The organism is Mesorhizobium sp. P3_B5 (assembly GCF_056402815.1).
Genome location: NZ_JBFUGR010000011.1, coordinates 50,396 through 74,944, shown reverse-complemented (window position 1 = coordinate 74,944; position 24,549 = coordinate 50,396). Strand labels below are relative to the sequence as shown.

27 protein-coding genes and 1 tRNA gene are annotated in these 24,549 nt (G+C 62.8%); 17 read left to right on the top strand and 11 right to left on the bottom strand.

Annotated features, from left to right (window positions below):
• Positions 1-25: 25 nt before the first annotated feature.
• Positions 26-622 (bottom strand): cold-shock protein, encoded by a 597-nt coding sequence (locus tag AC1DVW_RS23760; RefSeq protein WP_477249047.1) that lies wholly within the window; start codon positions 620-622, stop codon positions 26-28.
• Positions 623-929: 307 nt separating this feature from the next.
• Between AC1DVW_RS23760 and AC1DVW_RS23755 the strand changes: the two genes are divergently transcribed.
• Together AC1DVW_RS23755 and AC1DVW_RS23750 are read left to right on the top strand one after the other, a co-directional pair.
• Positions 930-1,370 (top strand): VOC family protein, encoded by a 441-nt coding sequence (locus AC1DVW_RS23755; RefSeq protein ID WP_352439918.1) that lies wholly within the window; start codon positions 930-932, stop codon positions 1,368-1,370.
• A 130-nt stretch (positions 1,371-1,500) separates the two neighbouring features.
• On the top strand, positions 1,501-1,797 hold the full coding sequence (locus AC1DVW_RS23750) for a DUF2218 domain-containing protein (RefSeq protein ID WP_477326362.1): 297 nt from the start codon (positions 1,501-1,503) through the stop codon (positions 1,795-1,797).
• 7 nt (positions 1,798-1,804) lie between these two features.
• Here the strand turns inward: AC1DVW_RS23750 and AC1DVW_RS23745 are convergent, their stop codons facing one another.
• Complete coding sequence (locus tag AC1DVW_RS23745) at positions 1,805-2,362, bottom strand: DUF1697 domain-containing protein (RefSeq protein WP_477249052.1); 558 nt, start codon at positions 2,360-2,362, stop codon at positions 1,805-1,807.
• Positions 2,359-3,615, bottom strand: coding sequence for a threonine ammonia-lyase IlvA (ilvA, locus tag AC1DVW_RS23740; protein WP_477249054.1), 1,257 nt, complete (start codon positions 3,613-3,615; stop codon positions 2,359-2,361). Before ilvA ends, AC1DVW_RS23745 begins: the two co-directional genes overlap by 4 nt.
• Positions 3,616-3,757: 142 nt before the next feature.
• Here ilvA and AC1DVW_RS23735 point away from each other — a divergent pair, with 142 nt between their 5' ends.
• The 3 genes from AC1DVW_RS23735 (at position 3,758) to AC1DVW_RS23725 (ending at position 7,650) form a co-directional block, all read left to right on the top strand.
• The gene (locus AC1DVW_RS23735; RefSeq protein WP_477326360.1) at positions 3,758-5,161 is read left to right on the top strand and encodes an aminopeptidase P family N-terminal domain-containing protein; all 1,404 of its coding nucleotides are present in this window, start codon (positions 3,758-3,760) and stop codon (positions 5,159-5,161) included.
• Between the two features lie 135 nt (positions 5,162-5,296).
• The gene (locus AC1DVW_RS23730; protein ID WP_477249107.1) at positions 5,297-6,364 is read left to right on the top strand and encodes an alpha/beta hydrolase; all 1,068 of its coding nucleotides are present in this window, start codon (positions 5,297-5,299) and stop codon (positions 6,362-6,364) included.
• Between the two features lie 128 nt (positions 6,365-6,492).
• Positions 6,493-7,650 carry an alpha/beta hydrolase gene (locus AC1DVW_RS23725; protein ID WP_477326358.1) on the top strand — a complete coding sequence of 386 codons (1,158 nt, stop codon included), beginning with the start codon at positions 6,493-6,495 and terminating at the stop codon, positions 7,648-7,650.
• A gap of 27 nt (positions 7,651-7,677) precedes the next feature.
• On the opposite strand, the gene ade is transcribed toward AC1DVW_RS23725, so the two are convergent.
• Both ade and AC1DVW_RS23715 read right to left on the bottom strand, forming a co-directional pair.
• Complete coding sequence (gene ade, locus AC1DVW_RS23720; RefSeq protein ID WP_477326356.1) at positions 7,678-9,489, bottom strand: adenine deaminase; 1,812 nt, start codon at positions 9,487-9,489, stop codon at positions 7,678-7,680.
• A gap of 83 nt (positions 9,490-9,572) precedes the next feature.
• A complete protein-coding gene (locus AC1DVW_RS23715) occupies positions 9,573-9,950 on the bottom strand; it encodes a SecDF P1 head subdomain-containing protein (RefSeq protein ID WP_477326354.1) in 378 nt (125 codons plus the stop codon).
• Between the two features lie 191 nt (positions 9,951-10,141).
• Here AC1DVW_RS23715 and AC1DVW_RS23710 point away from each other — a divergent pair, with 191 nt between their 5' ends.
• A complete protein-coding gene (locus AC1DVW_RS23710; RefSeq protein ID WP_477326352.1) occupies positions 10,142-10,807 on the top strand; it encodes an outer membrane protein in 666 nt (221 codons plus the stop codon).
• Between the two features lie 387 nt (positions 10,808-11,194).
• The gene (locus tag AC1DVW_RS23705) at positions 11,195-11,473 is read left to right on the top strand and encodes a hypothetical protein (RefSeq protein ID WP_477277347.1); all 279 of its coding nucleotides are present in this window, start codon (positions 11,195-11,197) and stop codon (positions 11,471-11,473) included.
• Between the two features lie 498 nt (positions 11,474-11,971).
• Here AC1DVW_RS23705 and AC1DVW_RS23700 read toward each other — a convergent pair.
• Positions 11,972-12,056 (bottom strand) — tRNA-Leu (locus AC1DVW_RS23700).
• Between the two features lie 253 nt (positions 12,057-12,309).
• On the opposite strand from AC1DVW_RS23700, the gene AC1DVW_RS23695 reads away from it, so the two are divergent.
• On the top strand, positions 12,310-13,815 hold the full coding sequence (locus tag AC1DVW_RS23695) for an HAL/PAL/TAL family ammonia-lyase (protein ID WP_477326350.1): 1,506 nt from the start codon (positions 12,310-12,312) through the stop codon (positions 13,813-13,815).
• Between the two features lie 363 nt (positions 13,816-14,178).
• On the opposite strand, the gene AC1DVW_RS23690 is transcribed toward AC1DVW_RS23695, so the two are convergent.
• Both AC1DVW_RS23690 and AC1DVW_RS23685 read right to left on the bottom strand, forming a co-directional pair.
• Entirely contained in the window at positions 14,179-14,421 is a 243-nt protein-coding gene (locus AC1DVW_RS23690) for a hypothetical protein (RefSeq protein ID WP_477247237.1), read from the bottom strand.
• A 125-nt stretch (positions 14,422-14,546) separates the two neighbouring features.
• Entirely contained in the window at positions 14,547-15,134 is a 588-nt protein-coding gene (locus tag AC1DVW_RS23685; protein ID WP_477247239.1) for an NUDIX domain-containing protein, read from the bottom strand.
• Positions 15,135-15,288: 154 nt separating this feature from the next.
• On the opposite strand from AC1DVW_RS23685, the gene AC1DVW_RS23680 reads away from it, so the two are divergent.
• The 4 genes from AC1DVW_RS23680 to AC1DVW_RS23665 all read left to right on the top strand — a co-directional run bounded on the left by AC1DVW_RS23680 (position 15,289) and on the right by AC1DVW_RS23665 (position 17,521).
• A complete protein-coding gene (locus AC1DVW_RS23680; protein ID WP_477326348.1) occupies positions 15,289-16,392 on the top strand; it encodes an NADH:flavin oxidoreductase/NADH oxidase in 1,104 nt (367 codons plus the stop codon).
• 132 nt (positions 16,393-16,524) lie between these two features.
• Positions 16,525-16,842, top strand: a complete 318-nt coding sequence (locus tag AC1DVW_RS23675) for an SH3 domain-containing protein (RefSeq protein ID WP_477326346.1) — start codon at positions 16,525-16,527, stop codon at positions 16,840-16,842.
• A gap of 131 nt (positions 16,843-16,973) precedes the next feature.
• Positions 16,974-17,252, top strand: a complete 279-nt coding sequence (locus tag AC1DVW_RS23670; RefSeq protein ID WP_477247244.1) for a DUF982 domain-containing protein — start codon at positions 16,974-16,976, stop codon at positions 17,250-17,252.
• Positions 17,253-17,281: 29 nt separating this feature from the next.
• Positions 17,282-17,521: a DUF2188 domain-containing protein gene (locus AC1DVW_RS23665; RefSeq protein ID WP_477247246.1), complete on the top strand. Its 240-nt coding sequence runs from the start codon at positions 17,282-17,284 to the stop codon at positions 17,519-17,521.
• Between the two features lie 78 nt (positions 17,522-17,599).
• On the opposite strand, the gene AC1DVW_RS23660 is transcribed toward AC1DVW_RS23665, so the two are convergent.
• Together AC1DVW_RS23660 and AC1DVW_RS23655 are read right to left on the bottom strand one after the other, a co-directional pair.
• The gene (locus tag AC1DVW_RS23660; protein ID WP_477277337.1) at positions 17,600-17,875 is read right to left on the bottom strand and encodes a hypothetical protein; all 276 of its coding nucleotides are present in this window, start codon (positions 17,873-17,875) and stop codon (positions 17,600-17,602) included.
• A 53-nt stretch (positions 17,876-17,928) separates the two neighbouring features.
• Positions 17,929-18,942, bottom strand: coding sequence for an alpha/beta fold hydrolase (locus AC1DVW_RS23655; protein WP_477326344.1), 1,014 nt, complete (start codon positions 18,940-18,942; stop codon positions 17,929-17,931).
• Between the two features lie 176 nt (positions 18,943-19,118).
• On the opposite strand from AC1DVW_RS23655, the gene AC1DVW_RS23650 reads away from it, so the two are divergent.
• The 5 genes from AC1DVW_RS23650 to AC1DVW_RS23630 all read left to right on the top strand — a co-directional run bounded on the left by AC1DVW_RS23650 (position 19,119) and on the right by AC1DVW_RS23630 (position 22,520).
• On the top strand, positions 19,119-19,862 hold the full coding sequence (locus tag AC1DVW_RS23650; protein ID WP_477247252.1) for a competence/damage-inducible protein A: 744 nt from the start codon (positions 19,119-19,121) through the stop codon (positions 19,860-19,862).
• Positions 19,863-19,943: 81 nt separating this feature from the next.
• Positions 19,944-20,777, top strand: a complete 834-nt coding sequence (locus AC1DVW_RS23645) for a universal stress protein (RefSeq protein ID WP_477277333.1) — start codon at positions 19,944-19,946, stop codon at positions 20,775-20,777.
• A gap of 124 nt (positions 20,778-20,901) precedes the next feature.
• Positions 20,902-21,402 (top strand): xanthine phosphoribosyltransferase, encoded by a 501-nt coding sequence (gene gpt / locus AC1DVW_RS23640; RefSeq protein WP_477247260.1) that lies wholly within the window; start codon positions 20,902-20,904, stop codon positions 21,400-21,402.
• Between the two features lie 211 nt (positions 21,403-21,613).
• A complete protein-coding gene (locus AC1DVW_RS23635) occupies positions 21,614-22,102 on the top strand; it encodes an NUDIX hydrolase (protein ID WP_477277331.1) in 489 nt (162 codons plus the stop codon).
• 106 nt (positions 22,103-22,208) lie between these two features.
• The gene (locus tag AC1DVW_RS23630; protein ID WP_477277329.1) at positions 22,209-22,520 is read left to right on the top strand and encodes a PilZ domain-containing protein; all 312 of its coding nucleotides are present in this window, start codon (positions 22,209-22,211) and stop codon (positions 22,518-22,520) included.
• 65 nt (positions 22,521-22,585) lie between these two features.
• Here the strand turns inward: AC1DVW_RS23630 and AC1DVW_RS23625 are convergent, their stop codons facing one another.
• On the bottom strand, positions 22,586-24,391 hold the full coding sequence (locus AC1DVW_RS23625) for an ABC transporter ATP-binding protein (protein WP_477326342.1): 1,806 nt from the start codon (positions 24,389-24,391) through the stop codon (positions 22,586-22,588).
• Between the last annotated feature and the right edge of the window lie 158 nt (positions 24,392-24,549).

Genomic DNA, 24,549 nt, shown 5'->3' with positions numbered 1-24,549 from the left:
TCAAAGTCCTCTGCCGGGCATCGCCCTAATGCGAGACCGGCAAGGTTCCCATATCGGGATGAATTTCGGCAGCCATAAGGCCTTTGTCGCCGCGTCCGAAGCGAACCAGCACGACCTGACCCGGTCTGAGCTCGGTGATGCCGTAGCGGCGCAGCGTCTCCATATGGACGAAAATATCCTCGGTGCCCTCGCCCCTGGTCAGGAAGCCGAACCCTTTGGTGCGGTTGAACCACTTGACCAGCGCCCGTTCGAGCCCGCTTTCCGGCGTCACCGAAATATGGGTGCGCGGCTCCTGCATCTCGGCCGGATGGATCGCCGTGGTGACATCCATCGACAGCACGCGGAACGCCTGCAAGCCGCGGTCGCCCTGCTTGACGAGACAAACGACCCGCGCGCCTTCCAATGCAGTCTGGAAGCCGTCCTTTCGAAGACATGTCACATGGAGGAGGATGTCGCCCGAAGAGCCGTCATCCGGAAGAATGAAACCGTAGCCCTTGGCCACGTCGAACCATTTGATGGCGCCGGCGATTTCAACGAGGTCGGCAGCGTCGCCGCTAGCGTCTCGATTCAAGGCGTCGTCAAGGCTCTCGTCCCGCCCCATGAAAGAGGCCTTTTCCCCCATAAGAATGCCCCCTTTTTTCAAGAACACCGCAACTGATTCTTGACATTAGATTAACACCGCGGCTTCCGGTCTGTGCAAGACCTGCCGTGCCTTTTTTCACGGTTCAATACAGGAATACCTGATTTGTTGTTTGCCGGCGCCACTGGCGGCCAGAACGGCGGCCTCCCAAACCGGACCACGCTGGCGTTCTGCCTTTTGCTTGAGCACCGGATTTTTCCCGAAACCGGCCGCCGCTTTTCGGTCCGCGATTGCCCTTTGGCCGGGTGGCCCCTATGTTCCGCCGCGACGCAACATCCGAGGAAACCACATGCGCTATCTCCACACCATGGTCCGTGTCGCCGATGTCGATGCTTCGCTCGATTTCTACTGCAACAAGCTTGGTCTCAAGGAAGTGCGCCGCTACGAAAACGAGCAGGGCCGCTTCACGCTGATCTTCCTCGCCGCCTCCGAAGATGAGCAAAGCGGCATTGCCGACAAGGCGCCGCTGATCGAACTGACCTACAATTGGGATCCGGAGGACTACAAGGGCGGCCGCAATTTCGGCCACCTCGCCTATGAGGTCGACGACATCTACGCTACCTGCCAACACCTGATGGACAATGGCGTCGTCATCAACCGGCCGCCACGCGACGGCAACATGGCCTTCGTCAAGTCGCCGGACGGCATCTCGTTCGAGCTGTTGCAGAAGGGACCGGCCAAGCCGAAGGCCGAACCCTGGGCCTCGATGCCGAACACCGGCACCTGGTAGCGATCACGCCATTTTGAACGCAGGCGGCCGAGCGACAAGCCGGCCGCCTTTGCGTTTCGAGTGGCGACACCTATCTACGCGGTCATCGCGCCAAGCCGACAGCCAGCGCACAGAACGAGAGAGTTCATCCATGCCGTCCAGCCATGTCGATGTCGCCACCGAGCACGCCAGCCGCTACCTGCAGCAGTTGTGCAAGCATTGGGCGCACAAATTTCCCGTCGAGTTCAACCCGACCCACGGCACCATCGACCTGACGTCGCTGGGACGCACCGTCATGGATGCCGATGCAAGTGCGTTGCACATCACGGTGTCGACGGATGAAGGCGGATCGCTGGAGCGCCTGGAAAGTGTCGTTGCCGATCACATCAAGCGCTTCGCCTTCCGCGAGGAACTGACCTTCGACTGGAAACGCACCCAGGCGGCTTGAGCGGCGGTCAGCCGCCGGCCTTGCCGGCCAGCCCCAGCAGCGCCAGCACCGAACGCCAGTTGCGCGCGGTGCCGGGCACTTTCAGCGTGCGCGGGATCAGCCCGGCGAACACGGATTTGCCGAGCCCGTCCGGTGCATGCAGGTACAGCACATCGCCCTTGATCTCGAAGCGTTCAGGACCGATGCACTTTTCCGCCAGCCGTGCGATCTCGTCGGCAGTCGGCTCGCGTTCCAGCACGTAGGCGTGGAGTTTGGTGTGTTCCGCGGCCACTTCGGGATAGGGGTTTTCGCTCACCAGCCGCTCGAACCATGAGAGATCGCGCACCATGATGCGCGAGTGAAATCCCCATTGCTTCTCGAAGGCTGCTTCGATCTGCTTCGTCAGAGTGGCTGCATCGCCCTTCGATGACCGGAAAACGGCGTTGCCGCTCTGCACATAGGTGGCGACGTCGGAAAAGCCGAGTTTCTCGAAAAGCGCCCGCAGCTCCGCCATCTTGACGATGCGGTTGCCGCCGACATTGATGCCGGAAAACAGCGCGACGAAGATTTTTCCCTTCCCGCTCATATGATGAACCCGGCCAAGGTCTCATTGTCGGTGATGTCCTGATACTGGACGCCCTCGGCCTCGAAATTCGCCTTGAGCAGATCGAAATTGCGACGGTCCTTGGTCTCGATGCCGATCAGCACCGAACCGAAATTGCGCGCCGATTTCTTCAGATATTCGAAGCGGGCAATGTCGTCGTCAGGCCCCAGCATGTCGAGGAAGTCGCGCAGCGCGCCCGGCCGCTGCGGAAAGCGGATGATGAAGTACTTCTTCAAGCCCTCGAAGCGCAGCGCCCTTTCCTTGACGTCCGGCAGCCGCTCGAAATCGAAATTGCCGCCCGAAACCACGGCGACGATGGTCTTGCCCCTGATCTCCTTCTTCGAGAAATCCTTGAGCGCATCGATCGTCAGCGCGCCGGCCGGTTCGAGCACCACGCCTTCGACATTCAACATCTCGATCATCGTCGCGCAGAGCCGGTTTTCCGGGATCAGCCGCACAGCGTCCGCGGCAAACTCCTTGAGGTGCCGCAACGGCTCGCGGCCGATCTCGGCCACCGCCGCGCCATCGACGAAATTGTCGACCTTGGCGAGCTTGATCCGCTTTCCCGCCGACAGGCTCTCGCGCAGGCTCGGCGCGCCGGCCGGTTCGCAGAAGACGAAGCGCGCGTCACGGCCCTGGTCGGCGAAATAATGGGTCACACCGGCGGCCAGACCGCCGCCGCCGACCGGCAGCATGATGATGTCTGGCATGCGCGCGCCCGGCATCTGGTCGGCGATTTCAAAGGCGACGGTCGCCTGCCCCTCGATGATGTCCTTGTGATCGAAAGGCGGCACCATATGCGCGCCCGTCGTTTCGGTGAATTCGAAGGCGGCGCGGTAGCAGTCGTCGAAAAAGTCGCCGACCAGCCTGACCTCGATGAATTCACCGCCGAACAGCCGCGTCTTGTCGATCTTCTGCTGCGGCGTCGTCACCGGCATGAACACCACGCCCTTTTTGCCGAAATGCCGGCAAACGAAGGCAAAACCCTGGGCATGATTACCGGCCGAGGCGCAGACGAACAGCTCGGCGTCGTTGCCGGCGGCAAGCGCCTTGCGAAAGAAGGTGAAGGCGCCGCGGATCTTGTAGGAGCGCACCGGCGTCAGGTCCTCGCGCTTCAACAGCACCCGCGCGCCGGTCTTCTTCGACAGATAGTCGTTTTCCTGCAGCGGTGTTTCGGGAAAGATCTGCCGGATTGCAGCAGTGGCGACAGCGACACGAGAAGAGAAACTGTTCATGGCAAGATCCCGGATCGCCTGTGCGCGAGTTTGATCCCCGCCTATTGCATATCCGGCCCCGCAAAGCCATTGTCCCGCGGACTACCCGCCCCTGCCGCGGGGCATTCCCAGAAACCTTGCAAGCACTTGAAGGCGTTTGTTCATGCCTGTCGCATCGGTTGCCCTGAAAACCATGTCGTTGCCGGAATTTGGCGAACCGACGCTGATGCCGCTCGTTGCGCGCACCACCTACGAGGCGCGCATCGACGCGCTGGTGGCACGCGGCACCGCGTCGGGCTTCGAGGCCTTCGCCATCTATGGCGACCGCGAGCACGCGGCCAATGTCGCCTATCTCTGCGGCTACGATCCCCGTTTCGAGGAGACGCTGCTGGTCATCATTCCGGGCAAGCAGCCGAAACTTCTGGTCGGCAATGAGGGCTGGAGCTATGCCGAGATCTGCGACGGCCCTTACGAGCGCATCCTCTACCAGACGTTTTCGCTGCCGGCGCAGCCGCGCGACCGCTCGGCGGCGCTTCCCGACATCCTCACCGCTTGCGGCCTGAAAGCAGGCCAGCGCATCGGCGCCATCGACTGGAAGCCGTTCGGCCCGGGCGATGCCGGCTTTGGCGAAACGGCGCTCGACCTGCCGTCCTTCATCGCCGACACGCTGCGCACGCTTGCAGGCGACAAGGGCGCTGTGCTGAACGCTGCCAACCTGTTGATGAACCCCGCCGACGGCCTGCGCGCCATCAACGAGGCCGACCAGTTGGCTGCGTTCGAATTCGCCGCGACCTTTTCCTCGCAAGGCCTGCGCAACGTGCTTGGCGGCATCGAACCCGGCATGACCGAATTGCAGGCCACGAAGCTGATGGGCATCAACGGCCTGCCGCAATGCTGTCATCCGATGCTGTCGGCCGGCAAACGTGCCGCTTATGGCTTGCCCAGCCCGCGCCTCGACATCATCAAGCGCGGCGATCCGATCACCATGGCCTATGGCATCCAGGGCTCGCTCAACGCCCGCGCCGGTTTTCTGGCCGAGAGCGCTGCCGACCTTCCGCAAGGCATACGTGACTATGTCGAAAAACTGGTCGCGCCCTATTTCAGTGCCGTTGTCGACTGGTATGAAACTGTCGGCATCGGCGTTGCCGGCGGCGCGCTGTGGCAAGCGGTGCACGACCGCATCGGCGATCCGTTCTTCGGCGTTTCGCTCAACCCCGGCCATCTCGTCCATATCGACGAATGGATGCATTCGCCGATTTTCGCCGGCTCCGACATCCCGCTGAAATCGGGCATGGCACTCCAGGTCGACATCATTCCGGCGACCGGCACAGACTATTTCACCACCAACATCGAAGACGGCATCGCGCTCGCCGATCAGGCGTTGCGCGAGGAGATCGCGGTACGCTATCCCGAGGCTTGGCGCCGCATCGAGGCGCGTCGCGCCTTTATGAGCGACGTGCTCGGCATCCGGCTCAAGCCAGAGGTGCTGCCCTTCTCCAACATACCGGCGTTCCTGCCGCCATTTTGGCTTTCGCGCCACAGTGCGATGGCTGTCGCCAGACGCTGACCCCATTTCGGCTGGACACGACTTACTTCCGCCGCACTCTACCTGTCCGGGAGGTGTCGCGGGGGTGGATGGGCCTTTTGGCCTCAAAGTGAATTCTAAATGAATTCATCTTTCGATTGGAATGTCTAAGTGCCTATGAAGAAGATCCTTACCGTTGTCCTTGCCTTGCTCGTTGCCGGCTGTGCCAGCAATCAGACCCAGGAACTCCTCGGCAGCACCATGGTGTCCGCGCCGGTGACGGAAATCGCCGGCAATCACTCGATCTTCATCGCCACGACGCGCAAGCATTCCGACGATCCCAACAAGGTTTTCGACGGCGAGCGCTCGGCGACGCTCAATTATGCTCGCGTCACCGTCACCGTTCCGGGCATCCACCAGACCGGCCAGATCGAGCGGCGTTCCCGCGGCAAGTCGGACGACCCGGCGAAATACTTCATGGCTTCCGAGGTCGTCGGCTACGACGCCCAGCCGAAATTCTCCAGCGCGCTCAGCGCCGACATCGCGGCGCGCGGCGGCCGCGTCATGGTTTTTGTCCACGGTTACAACACCGGCTTCGATGACGCCGTCTATCGCGTCACCCAGATCGTCCACGATTCCGGCTACCCCGGCACGCCGGTGCTGTTTTCCTGGGCATCGGGCGCCCGGACCACCGACTATGTCTATGACAAGGAAAGCGCCAGCGTCGCCCGCGATCAGCTGGAAGTGACGCTGCGCATGCTGCAGCAGTCGGGCGCGCGGCGCATCGACATCGTCGCCCATTCGCTTGGGACCTGGGTCACCATGGAAACGCTGCGCCAGCTCGCCATCACGGGCGACCGCGATCTCGGCGGCAAGCTCGGTGACGTGGTGCTGGCATCGCCCGACATCGATGTCGACGTGTTCAAGAGCCAGATGCGGCGCTACGGCAAGCCGGATAAACCATTCATCCTGCTGCTCTCCGACGACGATCGGGCGCTCAGGCTCTCCGGCCTGATCGCCGGCTCGCGGCCGCGCGTCGGCGACTACAAGGACGCCGCCGACCTCGCCGCCTATGGCGTCACGGTCGTCGACCTCTCCAAGGTCAAGGGAACCGACAGCTTCAATCACACCAAGTTCGCCGACAATCCCGAACTGGTGAAGATGATTGGCCAGCGGCTGCGCGAGGATGACGGTTTTGCCAGCGACCAGACGGTGACAGAGCGTATCGTCCAGCTCGGCCAATAGGTGCGGCCGCAGCGGCCGCGCCTATCAACGATTGCCGCGCCATCTGATCAGTTTGAACTGGACCGGGCCGGCCTCTGGCTCTATCGACATAGAAAAGGCGTCATGCGCCAGCGGGAGCTCGCGTAACCGTGCGTTCGAAGACTGTCCTCGTCCTTGCCTTCGCGCTCGCCGTCACCGGCTGCGCCAACCAGAACACGCACGACCTTCTCAACAAGACGACGATCACCGCACCCGCCTCGGACATTGCGGCGACGCATGAGATCTTCGTCGCCACCACCCGCCAGCAGGCGACCAAAGACCCTCGCCAGGTGTTCGACGGCGATCGCTCGCTGACCACCAGCTATGCCCGCGTCGACGTGACCGTCCCCAAGGTCCATCAGGTCGGCGCCATCGAGCGGGCCAAGGGGTCCGCCAACAGCAATCCGGCCAAGGACTTCACCGCGACCGGCGTCACCCACTACGAAGACGCCCCGCAATTCGCCAAGGCAGTCGGTGCCGACATCGCCATGCGTGGCGACCGCGCGCTGGTTTTCGTTCATGGCTTCAACAACGGTTTCGACGACGGCATCTACCGGCTGACGCAGATCGCGCACGACACCAAATATCCCGGTACGCCGGTGCTGTTCTCCTGGGCGTCAAGCGGCAAGGCCAGCGGTTATATCTACGACAAGGAAAGCGCCAACGCCGCGCGCGACGACCTCGAAGCGACGCTCAGGATGCTCGCCAAGACCCGGGTCAAGAGCATCGACATCATCGCCCATTCGATGGGAACCTGGGTGACGATGGAAGCACTGCGCCAGCTCGCCATCACCGGCGACCGCGATCTTGGCGGCAAGCTCGGCTATGTCATCCTGGCGTCGCCGGATATCGACGTCGACGTGTTCAAGAAGCAGATGATCCGCTACGGCAAGCCCAATAAGCCCTTCGCCGTCCTGCTTTCCGCCGACGATCGGGCGCTCAAGCTCTCGTCCCTGATCTCAGGCGACAAGCCGCGCGTCGGCGACTACGGCAATGCGGCCGACCTCGCCAGCTACGGTGTATCGGTGGTCGACCTCAGCCAGACCAAGGGCGGCGACCGGCTGAACCACGCCAAGTTCGCCGACAATCCGATTCTCGTGCAATTGCTCGGCGACCGGCTGCGCACGCCGGCCGGCCTGGCGTCGGACGAACCCGACCCGGCACAGCTCAACAATATCGGCCAAGGCATCGGCAAGGCTGTCGGCTCCGTCGCCGAGATCGTCATCACCACGCCGTTCAAGGTGCTGACCATCGCCACCGGCGGATAGCCAAAGAGACCTCAGACAAACCGGACGTCAAACGAACAGGTCGACCTTCTGGAAAGTCGTCACGTCGATCAGGCCGACATCGGAAATCCTCAGCTCCGGGATGACGACCAGCGCCAGCAGCGAGTGCTGCATGTAGGCGTTGTTGAGCGAACAGCCCATCTTGCGCATCGCCTCGGTGAGTTTCTCCGCCTTGGCCGCGACGATTTCCGCCCGCTCGTCCGACATCAGCCCGGCGATCGGCATTTCGACCAGCGCCAGTTCCTTGCCCTTGGAAAACAGCACCACGCCGCCGCCGACCTCGCCCAGCCGGTTCACGGCCAATGCCATGTCCTGCTTGTTGGTGCCGACGACGATGATGTGGTGGCTGTCATGCGCCACGCTCGACGCCATGGCGCAGTCGCCCATATAGCCGAAACCGGAGACGAAGGCGTTGGTGACACCGCCCGTGCCTTTGTGGCGCTCGACCAGCGCGATCTGGCAGACGTCGTTGCGGCGATCCATGGCGACCAGCCCGTCTTCAACCGCAAGATCGGCCTCGAGCGCCCGCGTCGGCGCCTGGTTCTCGATCACGCCGATGACCCGCACCCGCACCTCATTGGCGCCCTTGGGCGCCGCGATGTCGAAGTCACCGGACTTGAGCTTCTTGCCGAGCTTGACGGTGTTCTTGGCTGTCTTCGGATAGTTGTAAGCCGGAATGTCGATGTCGAGCTTGCCGCCCTTGGCCAGCCTGACGCCGCGCGCATAGACTTCGTCGATGGTCATCTCGGCCAGATCGGAAACGATCAGCAGATCGGCGAGCCGGCCCGGCGCGATCGAACCGATCTCGCGCTCCAGGTTGAAATGCTGGGCGGTGTTGAGCGTCGCCATCTGGATCGCCGTCACCGGTTTCAGCCCCTGTTGAATGGCGTGCCGCACCACCCGGTCCATATGGCCTTCATGGACCAGCGTGCCGGAATGGCTGTCGTCGGTGCACAGGATGAAGTTGCGCGGATCGAGCCCGCTCTCGGTCACCGCCTTGATCTGCGAGGCCACATCGTACCAGGCCGAGCCCAGCCGCAGCATCGCCTTCATGCCCTGGCGCACGCGGGCAATCGCGTCTTCGGCTCGTGTGCCCTCATGGTCGTCTTCCGGCCCGCCGGCGACATAGCCGTGGAACGGCAGGCCGAGATCGCGCGAGGCATAGTGCCCGCCGACCGTCTTGCCGGCTCTCACCGTTGCGGCGATCTCGCCCGACATGATCGGATCGTTGGCGACGACGCCGGGGAAATTCATCACCTCGCCGAGGCCGATGATGTTTTCCCAGGTCATCGCCTCGGCGACATCGGCAACAGTCAGTTCGGCGCCGGCATGCTCCAGCCCCGGCGCCGAGGGCACGCAGGACGGCATCTGCACATGCACGTTGACCGGCATGGCGACAGCCTCGTCATGCATCAGACGAACACCGGGCAGGCCCAGCACATTGGCGATCTCGTGCGGATCGATGAACATCGAAGTGGTGCCGTGCGGGATGACGGCGCGGCAGAACTCGGTCACCGTCACCATACCGCTCTCGACATGCATGTGCGCATCGCACAGGCCCGGCACCAGATAGCGGCCGCCGGCATCGACCACCTTGGTGCCCTGGCCGATGGCGTGGCCGGCATTCGGCCCGCAATAGGCAAAGCGGCCGCCGGCAATGGCAATGTCGGTGCCGGCGATGATCTCGCCCGAATGGACGTTGACCCAGCGCCCGTTGCGGATGACCAGGTCGGCAGGCTTGCGGCCCATCGCGACATCGACCAGATGCGTCGCCATCTCGGTCCACGGTTTGGGTTTCGTCACCTGCGCGGTCTTGGCCATGAAAAGACTCCTGTTTGCCCGACTGTGCCAAGCCGATGCGGTTTTGACCAGCGATTGCGTAACGCCAATCGGCTTGACGAAGGCTAGTCAGCCGTCACATCGACCGTGACTTTTGCGCCGCCGGACGAGATCCGTTCGGCCAGGCGCCTGAGTTCGCCCTTGGCGAATGTGCCGCTGACCATGATCTCACCGCCAAGGATCGGCTCGACCAGCCGCGGCGACATCACCACGGCGCCGTCGATGCTGAGATCGATGATGTTTCCGACATTCGCCCTGGTGAAGGCAGCAAATGTCCGCTTACTGTCCGGCGTCAATTTGAGGTTGAGCGCCACCTGTCCCGGCGCTGGGTCGCGCACGACATTCGCCTTGGCGATGGCAAGCGTCAGCGGCTTGGCCATCGCCAGCCCGCAGGCAAGCAGCACGATGGCGAGGCCGGCGATCAGGCGAAACAGGGCGGGCATCCGGTTTTTACCTTGCAAGCCGCCGATCTTGCACGGCGGCGCTCCCGCGACAATGCCGCCATTGCCGCGACAGGGCGTAAACCATGGCAACCCAAGATATCGGCCCCGGTCGAAATAGGATTCCGTTTTGCGGCAAATCGGGTTACCTTCAACCAGAAGTGTCATTCTGGAACCGACGTTCGGGAAACTCGATGCATCGCCTGACGCTCGCAAGTGCCGGTTTTCTAACCGCTTTGGCCGCGCCGGCTTTCGCCGCCGATCCAATGACCGACCTGCCGATGACAGCACCCGGCTTCGACTGGACCGGCTACTACGCCGGCCTGCAGGCCGGCTATGGCTGGGGCCAATCCGACATATCGGTGACGGAAGGCGCGCCGTTTTCCATCGCGCCCAGCATTGACGGCGGTTTCGTCGGCGGCCATGTCGCCGGCCTCTGGCAGTTCGACCAGGCGGTGCTCGGCGCCGTGGCCGACCTCAACTATTCCACGATCGACGGCACGGCGGTGTCGGGCCTGGGAAGCACCTTTGGCACCGACATCAAGTGGTTCGGGTCGGTCAACGCCAAGGCCGGCTTCGCCATGAACCGCCTGCTGGTTTACGGCATTGGCGGCATCGCTTTCGCCGGCATCGAAACGTCGCAAGTCGCGGGCGCGGCATTCGCCAGCACACGAACGAATGTCGGCTGGACCGTGGGTGCCGGCGTCGACTACGCGCTGACCGACAAGTTCATCGTCGGCGCGAAATATCGCTACTATGATTTCGGCTCCGAGCATTTTGACGTGGCGGCCCCCTTCAACGATCGCGATCAGAACGTGAAGCTGAACACGGTCGGCATCAACCTGAGCTATAAGTTCTGAGCCTCTCTGGGTTCAGCCATCGCAACAGGCTTTTGTTTTAAAACGCGAAAACGCCCGGGCAATCACTGGTGCGGACGGCGGGAATCGAACCCGTACGATCAGGGAAAAGCATCGTCGACATTTTACGCGGACGCATCGGACAACCCTGGCTGCGGCCCGACAGTCTGTTGGGGTATGTTCGACTGACCGTCGGGCCTGACCGGCTTGGGGCTCTCGTTGGGGGGCAAGCCGGCTAAAACCGAACGTAATATTAGCAACCATGCAACAAAACCCTGTTCGGACGTTTTCCCCCGCTAATGGCTGGGCAGCTTTGATACTTGCGCAATCGCTAAAATAATGAAAGCTTTAGCTTGGGGCCCGTTGGGGAACGGGAAGCGGATTGGGGCAATGTATTTTCCGCAGTTTCTAGTGGGAATGCTGACGACGACGGGCGTCGTCGGAGCTTGGGCCTATGCGGCCACAGGATCAATCTGGAAGGCTGTCGCGTGGGGCATCATCGCCGCGGTTTTGTTGCAGGTCGGGTACTTCTTGCTCGTGTTCAGGCTTGTCTATGGGCGGCGAGACACCAAGCAGGCGGTGGAAGAGACCACTGCGGACACAACCAAACAAGCTGTCGTTCCGAATCGACCGCTGCATAGAGACGGTCGCAAAAAAGGGCTGACTTAAGTCGAATCGAGCCTGCCCCAGTACCCGGCAATAGCCAGCAGGCTAAATCCAACCGCTGTTTATCGCCTGGCTGCGATCACTTCCCTGCGCCCCGGACGACGCACGAGGCCTTGCTTCGACGGTTAAGCACATCCCCGGCAAGTGTGCGTCGTTCATCCGAAGCAACGGGACTGGGGCGGCGGCAGCGCCGGACCGATGGTCCTAAACGATGAGCTGTTGGGTCCGGCAGCCTTTGGGGAGGGACCGCCTCAGGCCGCCGGACCTCACCGGCGGTTAGCACACCGGCTGAACCTACATGCGCCTGGACTGACGGCCAGTCAGCATCTCCAATAGGCCTAGGAGAGCAATAAACTGCCCATTGCCCTTACAACTCTTGGCGTAACTGTCGGAGGAAAGGCGCCGGCCAAGCCTGACGCGCCATCAAGCATTTTCATGCTCGTGATGCGAGAGGCTAGCCACAAGAGCGATGCGGCAGGCGGTTATCTCTCAAATTCAGCATGGTGCGGACGCCGGGAATCGAACCCGGATAGCCGTAGCTGAGGGATTTTAAGTCCCTTGCGTCTACCAATTCCGCCACGTCCGCGTGGCCGCCACTGGTAATAGAGCCAGACAGGATTGCAAGCCCGCTCTGGCGGCGGCCGCCTCCCGCTGCTCGACAATTTTGCCATCCTTGACCCGGCTTTATGCCCCCGACGTCGCTACAGTCGCATCAGCCGGCAATTCCGTCGCCACTATGCATCGCGGCGAAGTTGTAGGGTACGGAGCCAATGCAAGGTTCTCACTCCGCCTTCGCGCGAGCCAACGGTGCCTGCGCGTCCGCCACTTCGGAACGACCAATGACAATAACGATCGATAGAAACGCCAGCTGGCGCGACATCGCGCAAGTGAGCGAAGGCGAATCCCTGGCACTCAGTCCAGCAGCGTGGGAGAGGATCGCCTTTGCAAACCAGATCGTTGCTTCCATCGTCGAAAAAGGCATCCGCGCCTATGGCGTCAATACCGGGGTCGGCGCATTGGCAAGCAAGATTGTGGCGCCTGCCCTGCAAAAGAAACTGTCGCGCAACATCATTCGCAGTCACGCTTGCGGCGTCGGGGACCTGGTGCCAAGACGCGGCGTGCGCGCCATCATTGCCGCGCAAGTGGCGAATTTCGCGCATGGCCATTCGGGCGTAAGCCCCACCATCGTTCGCAATCTGCTGACCTTTATCGAGCGCGACTGCGTTCCCGACGTGCCATCGAGGGGGTCGGCCGGCTATTTGACGCACAATGCGCATGTGGCGCTGGTCTTGATCGGTGAAGGCAGTGCAACCGTGGCAGGCCGCTCCATGAGCGGGCTCGAGGCCCTGGCTGAAATGGGTCTGGAGCCCCTGGAGCTTGGCGCGAAAGAGGGCCTCAGTCTCGTCAATGGCACGGCATGCGCGACCGGCCTGACAAGCATCGCCGTGCAACGCGCGGAGCGTTTGCTGGGTTGGGCTGACGCCGCGGCCGCTTTGACGCTTGAAGCCGCCGGCGCACAAATGCCGGCCTTTGGCGAGCAAATCCTGGCGATGCGGCCCTCGCCCGGCATTCAGGATGTCGGCAGATCGTTGCGTGGCTGGCTCCACGGCAGCGAACTTATCGCGCTTGCCCATGGCAGCCGCACGCAGGACGCCCTCAGTCTTCGCGCCGTGCCGCATGTTCACGGCGCTGCTCGGGAGGTGCTGGATCGATCCGCCGAGTTGGTCGACCGTGAATTGGCAGCCGTCACCGACAATCCAGCGGTATTCGGATCGTTGGAGGATCCGCAGGTTGTTTCAGAGGCGCATGCGGTGGCGCCCGCGCTCGGGCAGGCCGCAGACGGCTTGACGATTGCCTTGGCGCAGGTGGCTGGAATGAGCGAGCGGCGGATCGACCGTCTCGTCAATCCACTTGTCAGCAATCTGCCGCCCTTCCTTGCCGATGAGGACGGCAGCAATTCCGGCTTCATGATTGCCCAATACACCGCCACGTCGCTGAGCAACGTCAATCGGCGCCTGGCCGCCCCGGCGGCGACCGACGGGGGCGTCACATCCGGCCTGCAAGAGGACTTTCTGGCCCACCCAACCGTCGCGGCCAACAAGCTGCTGGCGGTTATCGACAACGCTGAATACATTTTGGCAATCGAACTCATGGCGGCCGCGCAGGCCCATGATTTTTTGGCTGAACGCGGTGCACGTGCACCTGGTACCGACGCCATCTACCGACTGGTCCGGGAAAATATCGCTCACTATTCCGACGATCGGCCTTTGTCGGGGGATATGGAAGAATTGCGCAACTTCATCCGCGAAGTGGACGTGCCAATCTGTCCGCAGCCTACCGAGTGAGGCACCTACCCGCCGAGCTTCGAGCGGCTAGGCCTTCATCGGGCATAGCTCCAGGTGCTGGATCAGAATAATCGTCTTGGCGTCGACGAACCGGCCGCATTTAGCTTTGACGTCGGTTTTCGACTTAACCGACCCCGGCGAGTTTGTCAGTGCCTACGCCATGGCGCGAGACGGTAACCGAGCGCGTTTGCCTCAGCGAACCTGGCCAGCGCTTGTTCGACCTTCTGCGCCGAGGCGTCAGTGCGCTCGATGTGGTGGACCACTTGGTGCCTCAGCATCGCAAGCCTTGCAGCGCGATGCATGTCGCCGTTTCGCTGGATCTTGAGATTGAACGTCGGGAGCATCGTTGGCTTACAATCCGGGTCAATTCATGCTGGCGGGATCAATCTTCGTGAGGCGCTTTCTGGCCTCCAAGACGCGCCGTTGCGCGGACCTTATCGTGCTGCAGAGCGCGAGGTTGACGGCTACACCACAATTCTCGTCCAGCATTTCTTCCGCGCTTTCGAGGGCGAGTTTGGCTCGGCTAATGCGCTGTCTTGCTCTAGCGAGTTCCAGCGCCAGAATATCGGCCGCCATCCCGCGACCGTGGGGGTCCAATCTGTTCATCATGGGTTGCTAACACATGGCGGAGCGGTTCGTTCCCTTTTTACGTTGGTGCTGCGGCGGCTCGCCGCATGCTCTCAAGCGGGAGCAGGTGCATTGGCGTCCTGTCTCGCAAGTCTTTGCAGCAATCAGTCCTCCGGCGCAGGAATCGGGTTCAGCTTCAAATGCTGGATCAAGATGATCGTCTTGGCGTCGATGATGCGGCCGTCTGAGATGCCGGCCAGCGCGTCGTCGAGCGACATTTCCAGAACCTCGATGTCCTCGCCCTCGTCGGCCGCGCCGCCACCGGCCGAGATGCGGTCGGCAGGCGTGTAGCGGGCGATGAAGAACCAAAGCCGCTCGGTCACGCTGCCTGGGCTCATATAGGGCGCGAACAGCCGTTCGATGCTCTTCAGTCGGTAGCCGAGTTCTTCCTCCGCCTCCTTGCGGATGGCGGTCTCCGGATCGTTTTCGTCGAGCAGGCCGGCGCAGGCCTCGATCAGCGGTTCGCGATGGCCGGTGACATAGGCGGGGTAGCGGAACTGCCGGACCAAAAGCACCGTCGAGCGCGCCGGATCGTAAGGCAGGATCACCGCGCCGTCGCCGCGATCGTATGTCTGGCGGATTTGCGTCTCCCACTGCCCGTCACGCCGGCGATAGTCGAGGACGGTCTTTTTCAGAACCGCCCAGTCATCGGAAAGGACTTCCTCCGAACGGATGCGAATGCGATCTTCCATGATGAACTCCTTGGCGTCGGCGGCAAGGCGTAGCCGCGAACCGCTGTTTCCGCAATCCGGCCAGCGATTGGTCCAGAAGCGCGTTTCGCCGCCTCGTGTCTGGTGCCGGCAGCCGCCATTGCCTAGATAACAACATCCTTCCCGGAGTTTTCTGATGACCACATCGCTTTTCCAGCCGATCACGCTTGATGGCCTGACCTTTCAAAACCGCATCGCGGTGGCGCCGATGTGCCAGTATTCCGCCGACGACGGCTCGGCCAGCGACTGGCACCTCTATCACTGGATGAACCTGGCAATGTCAGGCGCCGGCATGGTCACCGTCGAGATGACCGACGTCGAACGGCGCGGCCGCATCACCCATGGTTGCCTCGGTCTTTATTCCGACGACAACGAGGCGGCGGCCCGGCGCACGCTGGATGCAGCCAGGCGGGTCGCCGCTCCAGCCACGAAATTCGGCATCCAGCTTGCCCATGCCGGTCGCAAGGCCTCCAACCGAAAGCCCTGGGAAGGCGGCGGACCGCTGCAACCAAGCGAAGACCCCTGGCAGACCGTCTCGGCCTCGGCCATTGCCTACGACACCGGCTGGAACGTGCCGCACGCGCTGGAAGAGGAAGAAATCCTGCAGCTCATCGAGCGCTTTGCTCAAGCCGCAAGGCGGGCTGAACGCGCGGGCTTCGACTTCCTCGAGCTGCACGCCGCCCACGGCTATCTGGTCTTCCAGTTCCTGTCGCCGCTCTCCAACCAGCGCACCGACCGCTGGGGCGGCTCGCTGGAAAACCGCATGCGCTTTGTCACCGAGATCGCCAAGGCGGTGCGCAAGGCCGTCCCCGACCTGATGCTCGGCGCCCGCCTGTCGGTGAAAGACTGGGTCGATGGCGGTTTTGATGTCGAGGACGCGATCGAAGTGGCCAAGGCGCTGAAGGATCTTGGCATCGCCTATATCTGCTGTTCGAGCGGCGGCAATTCGCCCTTGCAGAAGCTGCCGACCGGCCCCGGCTACCAGGTGCATCTGGCGGAAGCGGTGCGCAAGGGCGCCGGAATTCCGACACGCGCCGTCGGACTGATCGACGATCCCAGGCAGGCCGAGGCGATCGTCGCCGATGGCCGCGCCGACATGGTGGCGCTCGCCCGCGCCTTCCTCGCTGATCCGCGCTGGGGGTGGCGCGCCGCCGCCACTTTCGATGAAAAAATTCACCCGGCTCCGCAATTGGCCCGCTCGGTGACGACAATGCAGCATTGGATGAAGGCGGCGGGCTGAGCGGCCCGTTCTCCTGGTGCCGGCACGGCGCCGCTCATAGTTCTGGACGGTTTGCTCTCGCTTCAATTTTGTCCGCAAACTGTTACGCTGGGTGAGGCTGCGGCGGGCGCGGCCAAGGCTAGGGAGGAAATCATGTCATTCAAGGCATTCTTGCCGGTTGCAGCCCTGACAGCCGTGGCCGGACCTTGGATTGGCGCATCAACACCGGCCGGCGCACAGTACTGCGAAGGCACCGTGCACGGCCTTTCCCGCCACTACAATCTGGCGACGGGGAGCGGCTTTCTCGCCGTGCGCGCACGGCCGAATTCGTCGTCGCGCATGATCGGGCAATTGTTCAACGGCGATCATACCGAGATCTTCGACCGCCGCGGAAACTGGTACCAGGTCGAAATCGGTGGCGGCACCGGTTGGGCGAACGCGCGCTGGCTGCGCAACGATTGCGGCTACTGAGACGCTGTTTCGAAAGTCGCTCCGGCGAGTCATATGGCCGCCGAAGCAGAGTTTCCAAACAGGCTCTGAGACGTTTGGGCGCAGGCTGACGGCCACTTTTGCAACCAAATTGGCTGTTTTGCGTTGCGCCCATGATGGACAACAAACCTTTTGAAACGCCGGTCGTGGTCGAACTCGGTCATGTCGGCAAATATCGCCATATCCGCAGCACCCAGGAGGCGGCGGAGTGCCTGATGACCGTTTGGCCGCTCAATCGCGGTCCTCGGCATCGTGATGCCCTCGACACTTGCCTCAAAGTGCTGGAAGGTTATCGTTCGACGGCGGATGCACGCCGCGCCTTGATCGAAGCGGCCAAGGAATCGGAAGTGCTGGTTCCCGACGACCGGCTGCTCGACAGCAAGCTGCATTGAGCGAACGGGCTTTTCATCAGGAGGACTTCATGGCGAAGCTGACTTACAAGATCGTCGAGCACGACGGGGGCTGGGCCTACAAGGTCGGCTCGACATTCTCGGAGACGTTCCCCAATCATCAGGACGCGCTGCGCGCCGCCGAGATCGCTTCGGCGGAGCAGCAGGTTGCCGGCTCGACCGACGGCATCCAGTACGAGGACGCCGATGGCAAATGGCATGATGAACTGGCCGACGGCCGCGACCGGCCACAGACCGAAGTTTCCGACTAGTTTTCGATTTTGTTTGTCTCTGCCGGCCGTGGATGCCCGTTGGAGGCATCCTGCCGGTCAGTCGAGGTCTGCAGCCGATTACTTGCCGCAATAGTGATCGTTTACACCGGAATCGGCGTTGGCGTCCGGTCCTGGCGTGTTCGAAGCGCAAGGTCCCATCGCCCCGGAGCCCATCGTGTTCAGACCGGACGCATCATGGTTCGTCGTAATGCTGCCGGTGGTGTTCGGATCGACGGTCGTCTGTTCAACCGGGCGATGCCGGGTATGCGAGGTATAGACGCCTGACGATTGCGCCATCGCCGAAGTGGCGAGGCCGAGCGTCAAAACCGATGCTGCAAGAATTCTGGTGATCATTGAAGTTACTCCGTGTCTGCGTCGCGATGCTGCGACACGGGTCAACCCGGCAATCACCCCAAAGGTTCAGTGAAATTGCCGTGAGCGCGCGGTGATATCGGGCTGGCAAACGCCCGCTCGGCGATGCGCTTGATGAAGGCGGTGACCCGTTCCGGCTCGATGAATTGCGGCATGTGCCCGAGCCCCTCGACGGGCTCGAAATCGAGCCCCCTGATCTTCTCCGTCATCGGCGCGCCATGGACATGGATGCCCAGCACACGATCGCGCGTGCCGAACAGAATGCCGGCCGGCATGGCGATTTCGCCATAACGCGGCTCGAGGCCGCCGAGGTCGCGCTCGATCGCGACGACATCGGTTGATGTCGCGTAGAAATGGCTCGGCCGCAATCCGCACCAGCCGCCGCCATCCACCATATAGTCGGCCGGCGTGATCTGCGGCGCAAAGACGAACTTCAGCGTATGCCGTGCGTATCTCAGGCCCGCCGGCATCGCCACGGTGTGGGCCATGATCCAGCGCAGCAAGGGCGACTGGATGTAGAGCGAGCCGAATTTTTCCCGCACACGCGGTTCCAGATGCGTCAACGGCGCCAGCAAGGCGATGCCGGAAATCGCTTGCGGATGCTCCACCGCCAGCGTCAGCGCGATGGCGCCGCCCAGCGAATGGCCGACGATGAGCGGCTTTTCCAATCCGAGCGCTTCAATGAAGTGCCGCACGATTTCGGCTTGTTCGGGCAAGCGCCCGCTGGCGCCCCTGACCCGCACCGAATGGCCCGAGCCCGGCCGATCGAGTGCGATCAGCCGGTATCCCGGGCCAAAGCGTCCGAACAGCGTATGGCGGAAGTGATGGAGCTGCGCGCCCATCCCGTGCAGGAAGACGATCGGCCGCCCCTCGCCTTCCTCGACATAGTGGATGCGGTTGCCGTCGACCTCGACGAATTTGCCGCGCGCCGGCACCAGCCTTTCGGCCTTGGCGGCGATCCACAACGTCGCCAGCACCAGAAAGACGCCCACGGCGACCGCCAGCAGCAGCAGGCCGCCGAGCAGCCACAGCAGAATCGATAGATCCATTCTTCACCCGGGATCTGGACCGGCGCGCACCATCACCCACGGCCGGTTTGACCGCAAGGGAGCCGAGCGTGTTAGAGGCTGCATTGCCGCCGGTCCCATGTCGCGCTATCTCAGGCGACCTTGCCTGCCACGGGCGACCGTGTCTGCCCAAGTCGACCCGTTTGCCGGAGCTTGCCATGCCTGAAATCGTCACCGCCGCCATGCTCGTCATCGGCGACGAGATTCTGTCCGGCCGCACCAAGGACAAGAACATCGGCCACCTCGCCGACATCATGACGGCGATCGGCATCGACTTGAAGGAAGTGCGCATCGTTCCCGATGAGGAAGACGAGATCGTCGCCGCGGTCAACGCCGTGCGCGCCCGCTATACCTATGTCTTCACCACCGGCGGCATCGGCCCCACCCATGACGACATCACCGCGGATTCGATCTCCAAGGCCTTTGGCGTGCCGTGCGAATACGACGCCAAGGCCTATGCCATGCTGGAAGCAAGCTACGCCGCGCGCGGCATCGAATACACCGAGGCGCGCAAGCGCATGGCGCGCATGCCGCGCGGCGCCGACCATATCGACAATCCGGTGTCCATCGCGCCCGGCTTCCGCGTCGGCAACGTCCATGTCATGGCCGGCGTGCCGTCGATCTTCCAGGCCATGCTCGACAATGTCGTGCCGACGCTGAAGGCGGGCACAAAGATGCTGTCGGCAACGGTGCATTGCCCGTTCGGCGAAGGCCTGATCGGCGGTCCCTTGGGCGACATCCAGAAGGCCCACCCGGACACCATCATTGGCTCCTACCCGAAATATGGCGACGGCAAATTCTGGACGGAACTGGTCGTCCGTGCCCGCAGCCAGGAGGCGCTGGACGCCGCGCGGGCCGATGTCGAAGCCTTGGTCGCGGGCCTCGCCAGCACGGCAAGTTGATCTGGATCAGACCGGAACCAAGCATGGCGCTGTAGCGTTTCCCACAGACGATTTCGATCGTCGCAAAATGAGGGATTTGCCATGCGTTTCAAGACCATCGTCGCCATATTGCAGAATGAGCAGGATGCCGAGCGCGTGCTCGACTGCGCAATCCCGCTTGCGGAGCGCTTCCAGAGCCACCTCATTGGCATCCATGCCGAAGCGCTTCCTGTCCCCTACACCTCGGCCACCGGCTTTCCCGACACCGAATTCCTACAGGTTTCCGCCGACATGAGCCGGGAGCGCGCCGACAAATTGCAGGCCGTTTTCCTCAAGCACATCGAGAATTCCGGTCTGTCCTTCGAATGGCGCAGCCTGGAGAGCTTTTCCGGCGACAGCGCGCTGACCGGCATCTCCAGCGTCCGCGCCGCCGATCTGATCATCGCCGCGCAGCGCGACACCGGCGGCGACCCGAGCGCCGACGTCGACACGCTGGTCTATGACGCCGGCCGCCCGGTGCTGGTGGTGCCGCATGCGGGTCCGCTCGCCACCAGCTTCAAGCACGTGCTTCTGGCCTGGAACGGCAGCAAGGAGGCCGCGCGGGCCGCCTTCGACGCCCTGCCCTTCATCATCGAGGCCGAGAAGACCGACATACTGGTCATCGATCCGCCGGATACGCTGGACGAGAATTCGGAGGCCGCCGGCGCCGAGATCGCTGCGGCTCTGTCGCGGCATGGCGCCACGGTCAGCGTCTCGGTGCTGCAGTCGGGTGGTATCTCCGTCGATGACGTCATCCAGACCAGGATTACCGAGACCGGCGCCGATTTGCTGGTGCTCGGCGCCTACAGCCACTCCTGGCTGCGCCAGCTGTTGTTCGGCGGAGTGACGCGCACGGTGCTGCGCACCGTGCCGGTCGCGGCCTTCCTGTCGCGCTGAGGCATTAGGGCGTGAGCGCGACGCGTTTCAAGTCCACAGCCTAGAGCGGCGTTGCCCTTGCCAATGCCCTGACTTTCCAGTTAATTCCGCGCGCATTCCATGATGTTGCGCGCGGAGTGCACGAATGTCCCTTCCCGAAAAAGCTTTTCCGGTCTCCTGGGACCAGTTCCACCGCGATGCCCGCGCGCTGGCCTGGCGGCTTGCCGGCGCGAACAAGGGCCAGTGGAAGGCGATCGTCTGCATTACCCGCGGCGGTCTGGTTCCGGCCGCCATCATCTCGCGTGAGCTCGGCATCCGCGTCATCGAGACGGTCTGCGTCGCCTCCTATCACGACTACACCAGCCAGGGTCAGTTGCAGGTGCTGAAGGAGATCACGCCGGCACTGCTCGTCGATGACGGCGTCGGCGTGCTGATCATCGACGACCTCACCGACACCGGCAAGACGGCGGGCATCGTGCGCGCCATGATGCCCAAGGCGCATTTCGCCACCGTTTATGCCAAGCCGAAAGGCCGGCCACTGGTCGATACGTTCGTCACCGAAGTCAGCCAGGACACCTGGATCTATTTTCCCTGGGACATGGGTTTTACCTACCAGAAGCCGATCGCCGACGACCACGCTGGTTGATTCGCAAGGCGGCTCTTCTTTCCAGTTGAAACGGCCAGGCGAGCACTCTTTGCTTTGGAAAGAGGCCCGCAGACCACCATATTTCGTGAAGTCGACCGTTTTCGGTGACGTTTTACGCACCGGTGTGAAGTTTTTTACTTTTATTGCTTATGATTAGCCGTAAGATTCGTGAGACGGCAAACGATTCTGGAGGCTGGGGCTAGCTTCTGCAATGTTGACGAGGCCAACGACGCACAACCATCTGGCCGAAAGGGTCCGGCGACTCTTCGGCTCGGCGCCGTGCCGTCTGCAGGTTGCCGCCTTGCCCTGGCGCGATACCGGGAACGGCGTCGAGATCATGCTGATCACCAGCCGTGACACTGGCCGCTGGGTGATCCCCAAGGGCTGGCCCGAGGCCAAGGAGCCACTTTGCGAGGCTGCGGCGCGCGAAGCCGGCGAGGAAGCCGGATTGCGCGGCACCGTCTCCCATCTCGAAGCCGGCCGCTACTTCTATGCCAAAATGTTGGCCTCCGGCGAGGAAGTACCTTGCGAAGTGCTGGTATTTCCGTTGCTGGTCGACAAGGTCGCCGACCGGTGGAAGGAAAAGCGCGCGCGCACCCGCAAATGGGTGAATTCCACCGAAGCGGTGCGCATGGTCAACGAACCGGATCTTTGCCAGATCATCGCCTATTTCTGCGCCGATCCGCACAGGTTCGACTGATTCAAAACTGAAATGTCCTGCGACGGCCACTGATTTGTGGCATACTGCGTGCCGGCACGGGGGTGCTGTTGCGTCGAGGAATCGATCGGCTACGCCGATTTTATCAATGGTAAACCCCGCAAACCCACTCCAAGAGAAGTCCGACGAGCACCGGCGCGAACACCGCCAGCGCGTGCTCAAGGGCGGGACGATCATCACCGGGATCCAGAATTCCGAGATCAGCTGCACCGTGCGCAACCAGCATGAGGGCGGCGCCGAGTTGAAGGTCGCGGCCGATGCCCGGGTGCCCGATCGCTTCCTGCTCTACATTCCCGTCGATGGAATTGGCTATCGATCCGAGGTTCGCTGGCGCCGCAACGACAGGATCGGCGTTCAGTTTACCGGCACCGAGGGCAAGCCGAAGCTGCATTACGGCTGATCATTCCGCATTTGGCACTCAGACCAAGGCACCCGGACCGGACTTCGATCCGGGTGCCTTCTCGATCAGATCACCAGCCCCTTGGTCAGTTCCAGCGCCTGACGCTCGAACAGGCGGCGGTAGATGCCGCCTTGCAGCCGGATCAACTCGTCATGCGAGCCCTCTTCGACGATGCGGCCGCGATCGAACACCAAAAGCCTGTCGAGCGCCCGCACCGTCGAAAGCCTGTGCGCGATGACCAGCGTCGTGCGGCCGACCATCAACCGCTCCATCGCCTGCTGGATCAGCACCTCCGATTCCGAATCGAGGCTCGATGTCGCCTCGTCCAGGATGAGGATGCGCGCATCGGCGAGGAAAGCGCGCGCGATCGCCACGCGCTGACGCTCACCGCCCGATAGTTTCACGCCACGCTCGCCGACCAGTGTGCCATAGCCCTTCGGCAGGCCGACGATGAAGTCGTGCGCGCTGGCCAGCCGTGCCGCGTGCTCGATCTCGGCCTGGCTGGCGCCCGGCCGGGCATAGGCGATGTTTTCGGCCAATGACCGGTGGAACAGGATCGGCTCCTGCTGGACGATGGCGATCTGCCCGCGCAGCGACGCTTGCGCCACCGTGGCAATATCCTGGCCGTCGATCAGGATCTTGCCAGCGTTGACGTCATAGAGGCGCTGGATCAGCTTGACGAAGGTCGTCTTGCCCGAGCCTGAATGACCGACCAAGCCAACACGTTCACCCGGCGCAATGTCCACCGAAAAGTCGCGGTAAAGCGGCAGTCGATGGTTGCCATAGTGGAAGGTGACATTGTCGAAGCTGATACGGCCATCGGCAATTCGGATCGGCCTGGCGCCAGGCCGATCCTCGATGCCGAGCGGCTCGGACTGGAAGTCGACCAGTTCCTCCATGTCGTTGATCGAGCGCTGCAGATTGCGGATATGCGTGCCGATATCCCTGAGATAGCCCTGCAGCACGAAGAACGCAGTCAGCACGAAGGCGACATCGCCGGCGCTCGCTTGCCCCCACGACCACAGCATCAGCGCCAGGCCGATCACGGCGGCCCTGAGCACCAGCAGCAGCGCCCCTTGCGTGGTGCCGTTGACGGTGCCGCGCACCCAGGTGCGGCGCGTGCGCGCGCGCCATTTGGCGACGACCCTGGCAAGGCGCGTTTCCTCGCGCACTTCGGCGCCAAACCCTTTGACCACGGCGTTGCAGCTCACCGCATCTGCGAGCGAGCCGCCGAGGCGTGTGTCCCAGCTATTGGCGAGCCGTGCCGCCGGCGCGACATAGCCGAGCGACAGCATCGCCGTCACCGTGATGAACAACATCGAGCCGGCCGCCACGACCGCACCCATCATCGGCCAGAACCAGCCGAGCAGCAGCGTCGAGCCGGCGAGCATGACGACGGACGGCAACAGCGCGATCAGGATGGTGTCGTTGAGCAGGTCGAGCGCCCACATGCCGCGCGTCACCTTGCGCACGGTCGAGCCAGCAAAGCTGTTGGCGTGCCAGTCGGTAGAAAAGCGCTGGACGCGGTGGAAGGCGTCGGCGGCGATATCCGCCATCATCTTCAGCGTCAGCTCGACGATGGCCATGAACGCCAGGTTGCGCAGCACGACGCCGGCAAGCGCCAGCGCCACCAGCATCGAAAACGCCGCCATTGCCGCGTTCCACGCCACCTCGTCCGCGCCGGCGCTGCTGGCGACGGCATCGACCAGCCGGCCGGAATAGAGCGGCGTCAAAACGTCGGCCAGGGTCGACAGCAGGAAGGTGCCCATGATGAGCGAAAGCCGCCACGGTTGACGCCGCCAATGGCCGAGCGTGAAGCCAAGAACGCTGCGAAAGGCGCCTGCGCGCAGATCTATTCGAAAACGAGCCATGATGTCATTCGGGCCCAAACGAGCCCGATCCCGGTAAGGTCGAAAATTGAAGAAACCGCGCTAGGGCAATTCGCCAGGGAATGCGGAGGTTCGGCATATTTGGCGGCGCACCCGATTTGTCGGGTGGCGACCGGCATCGACGAACGCCTGTTCTCAGT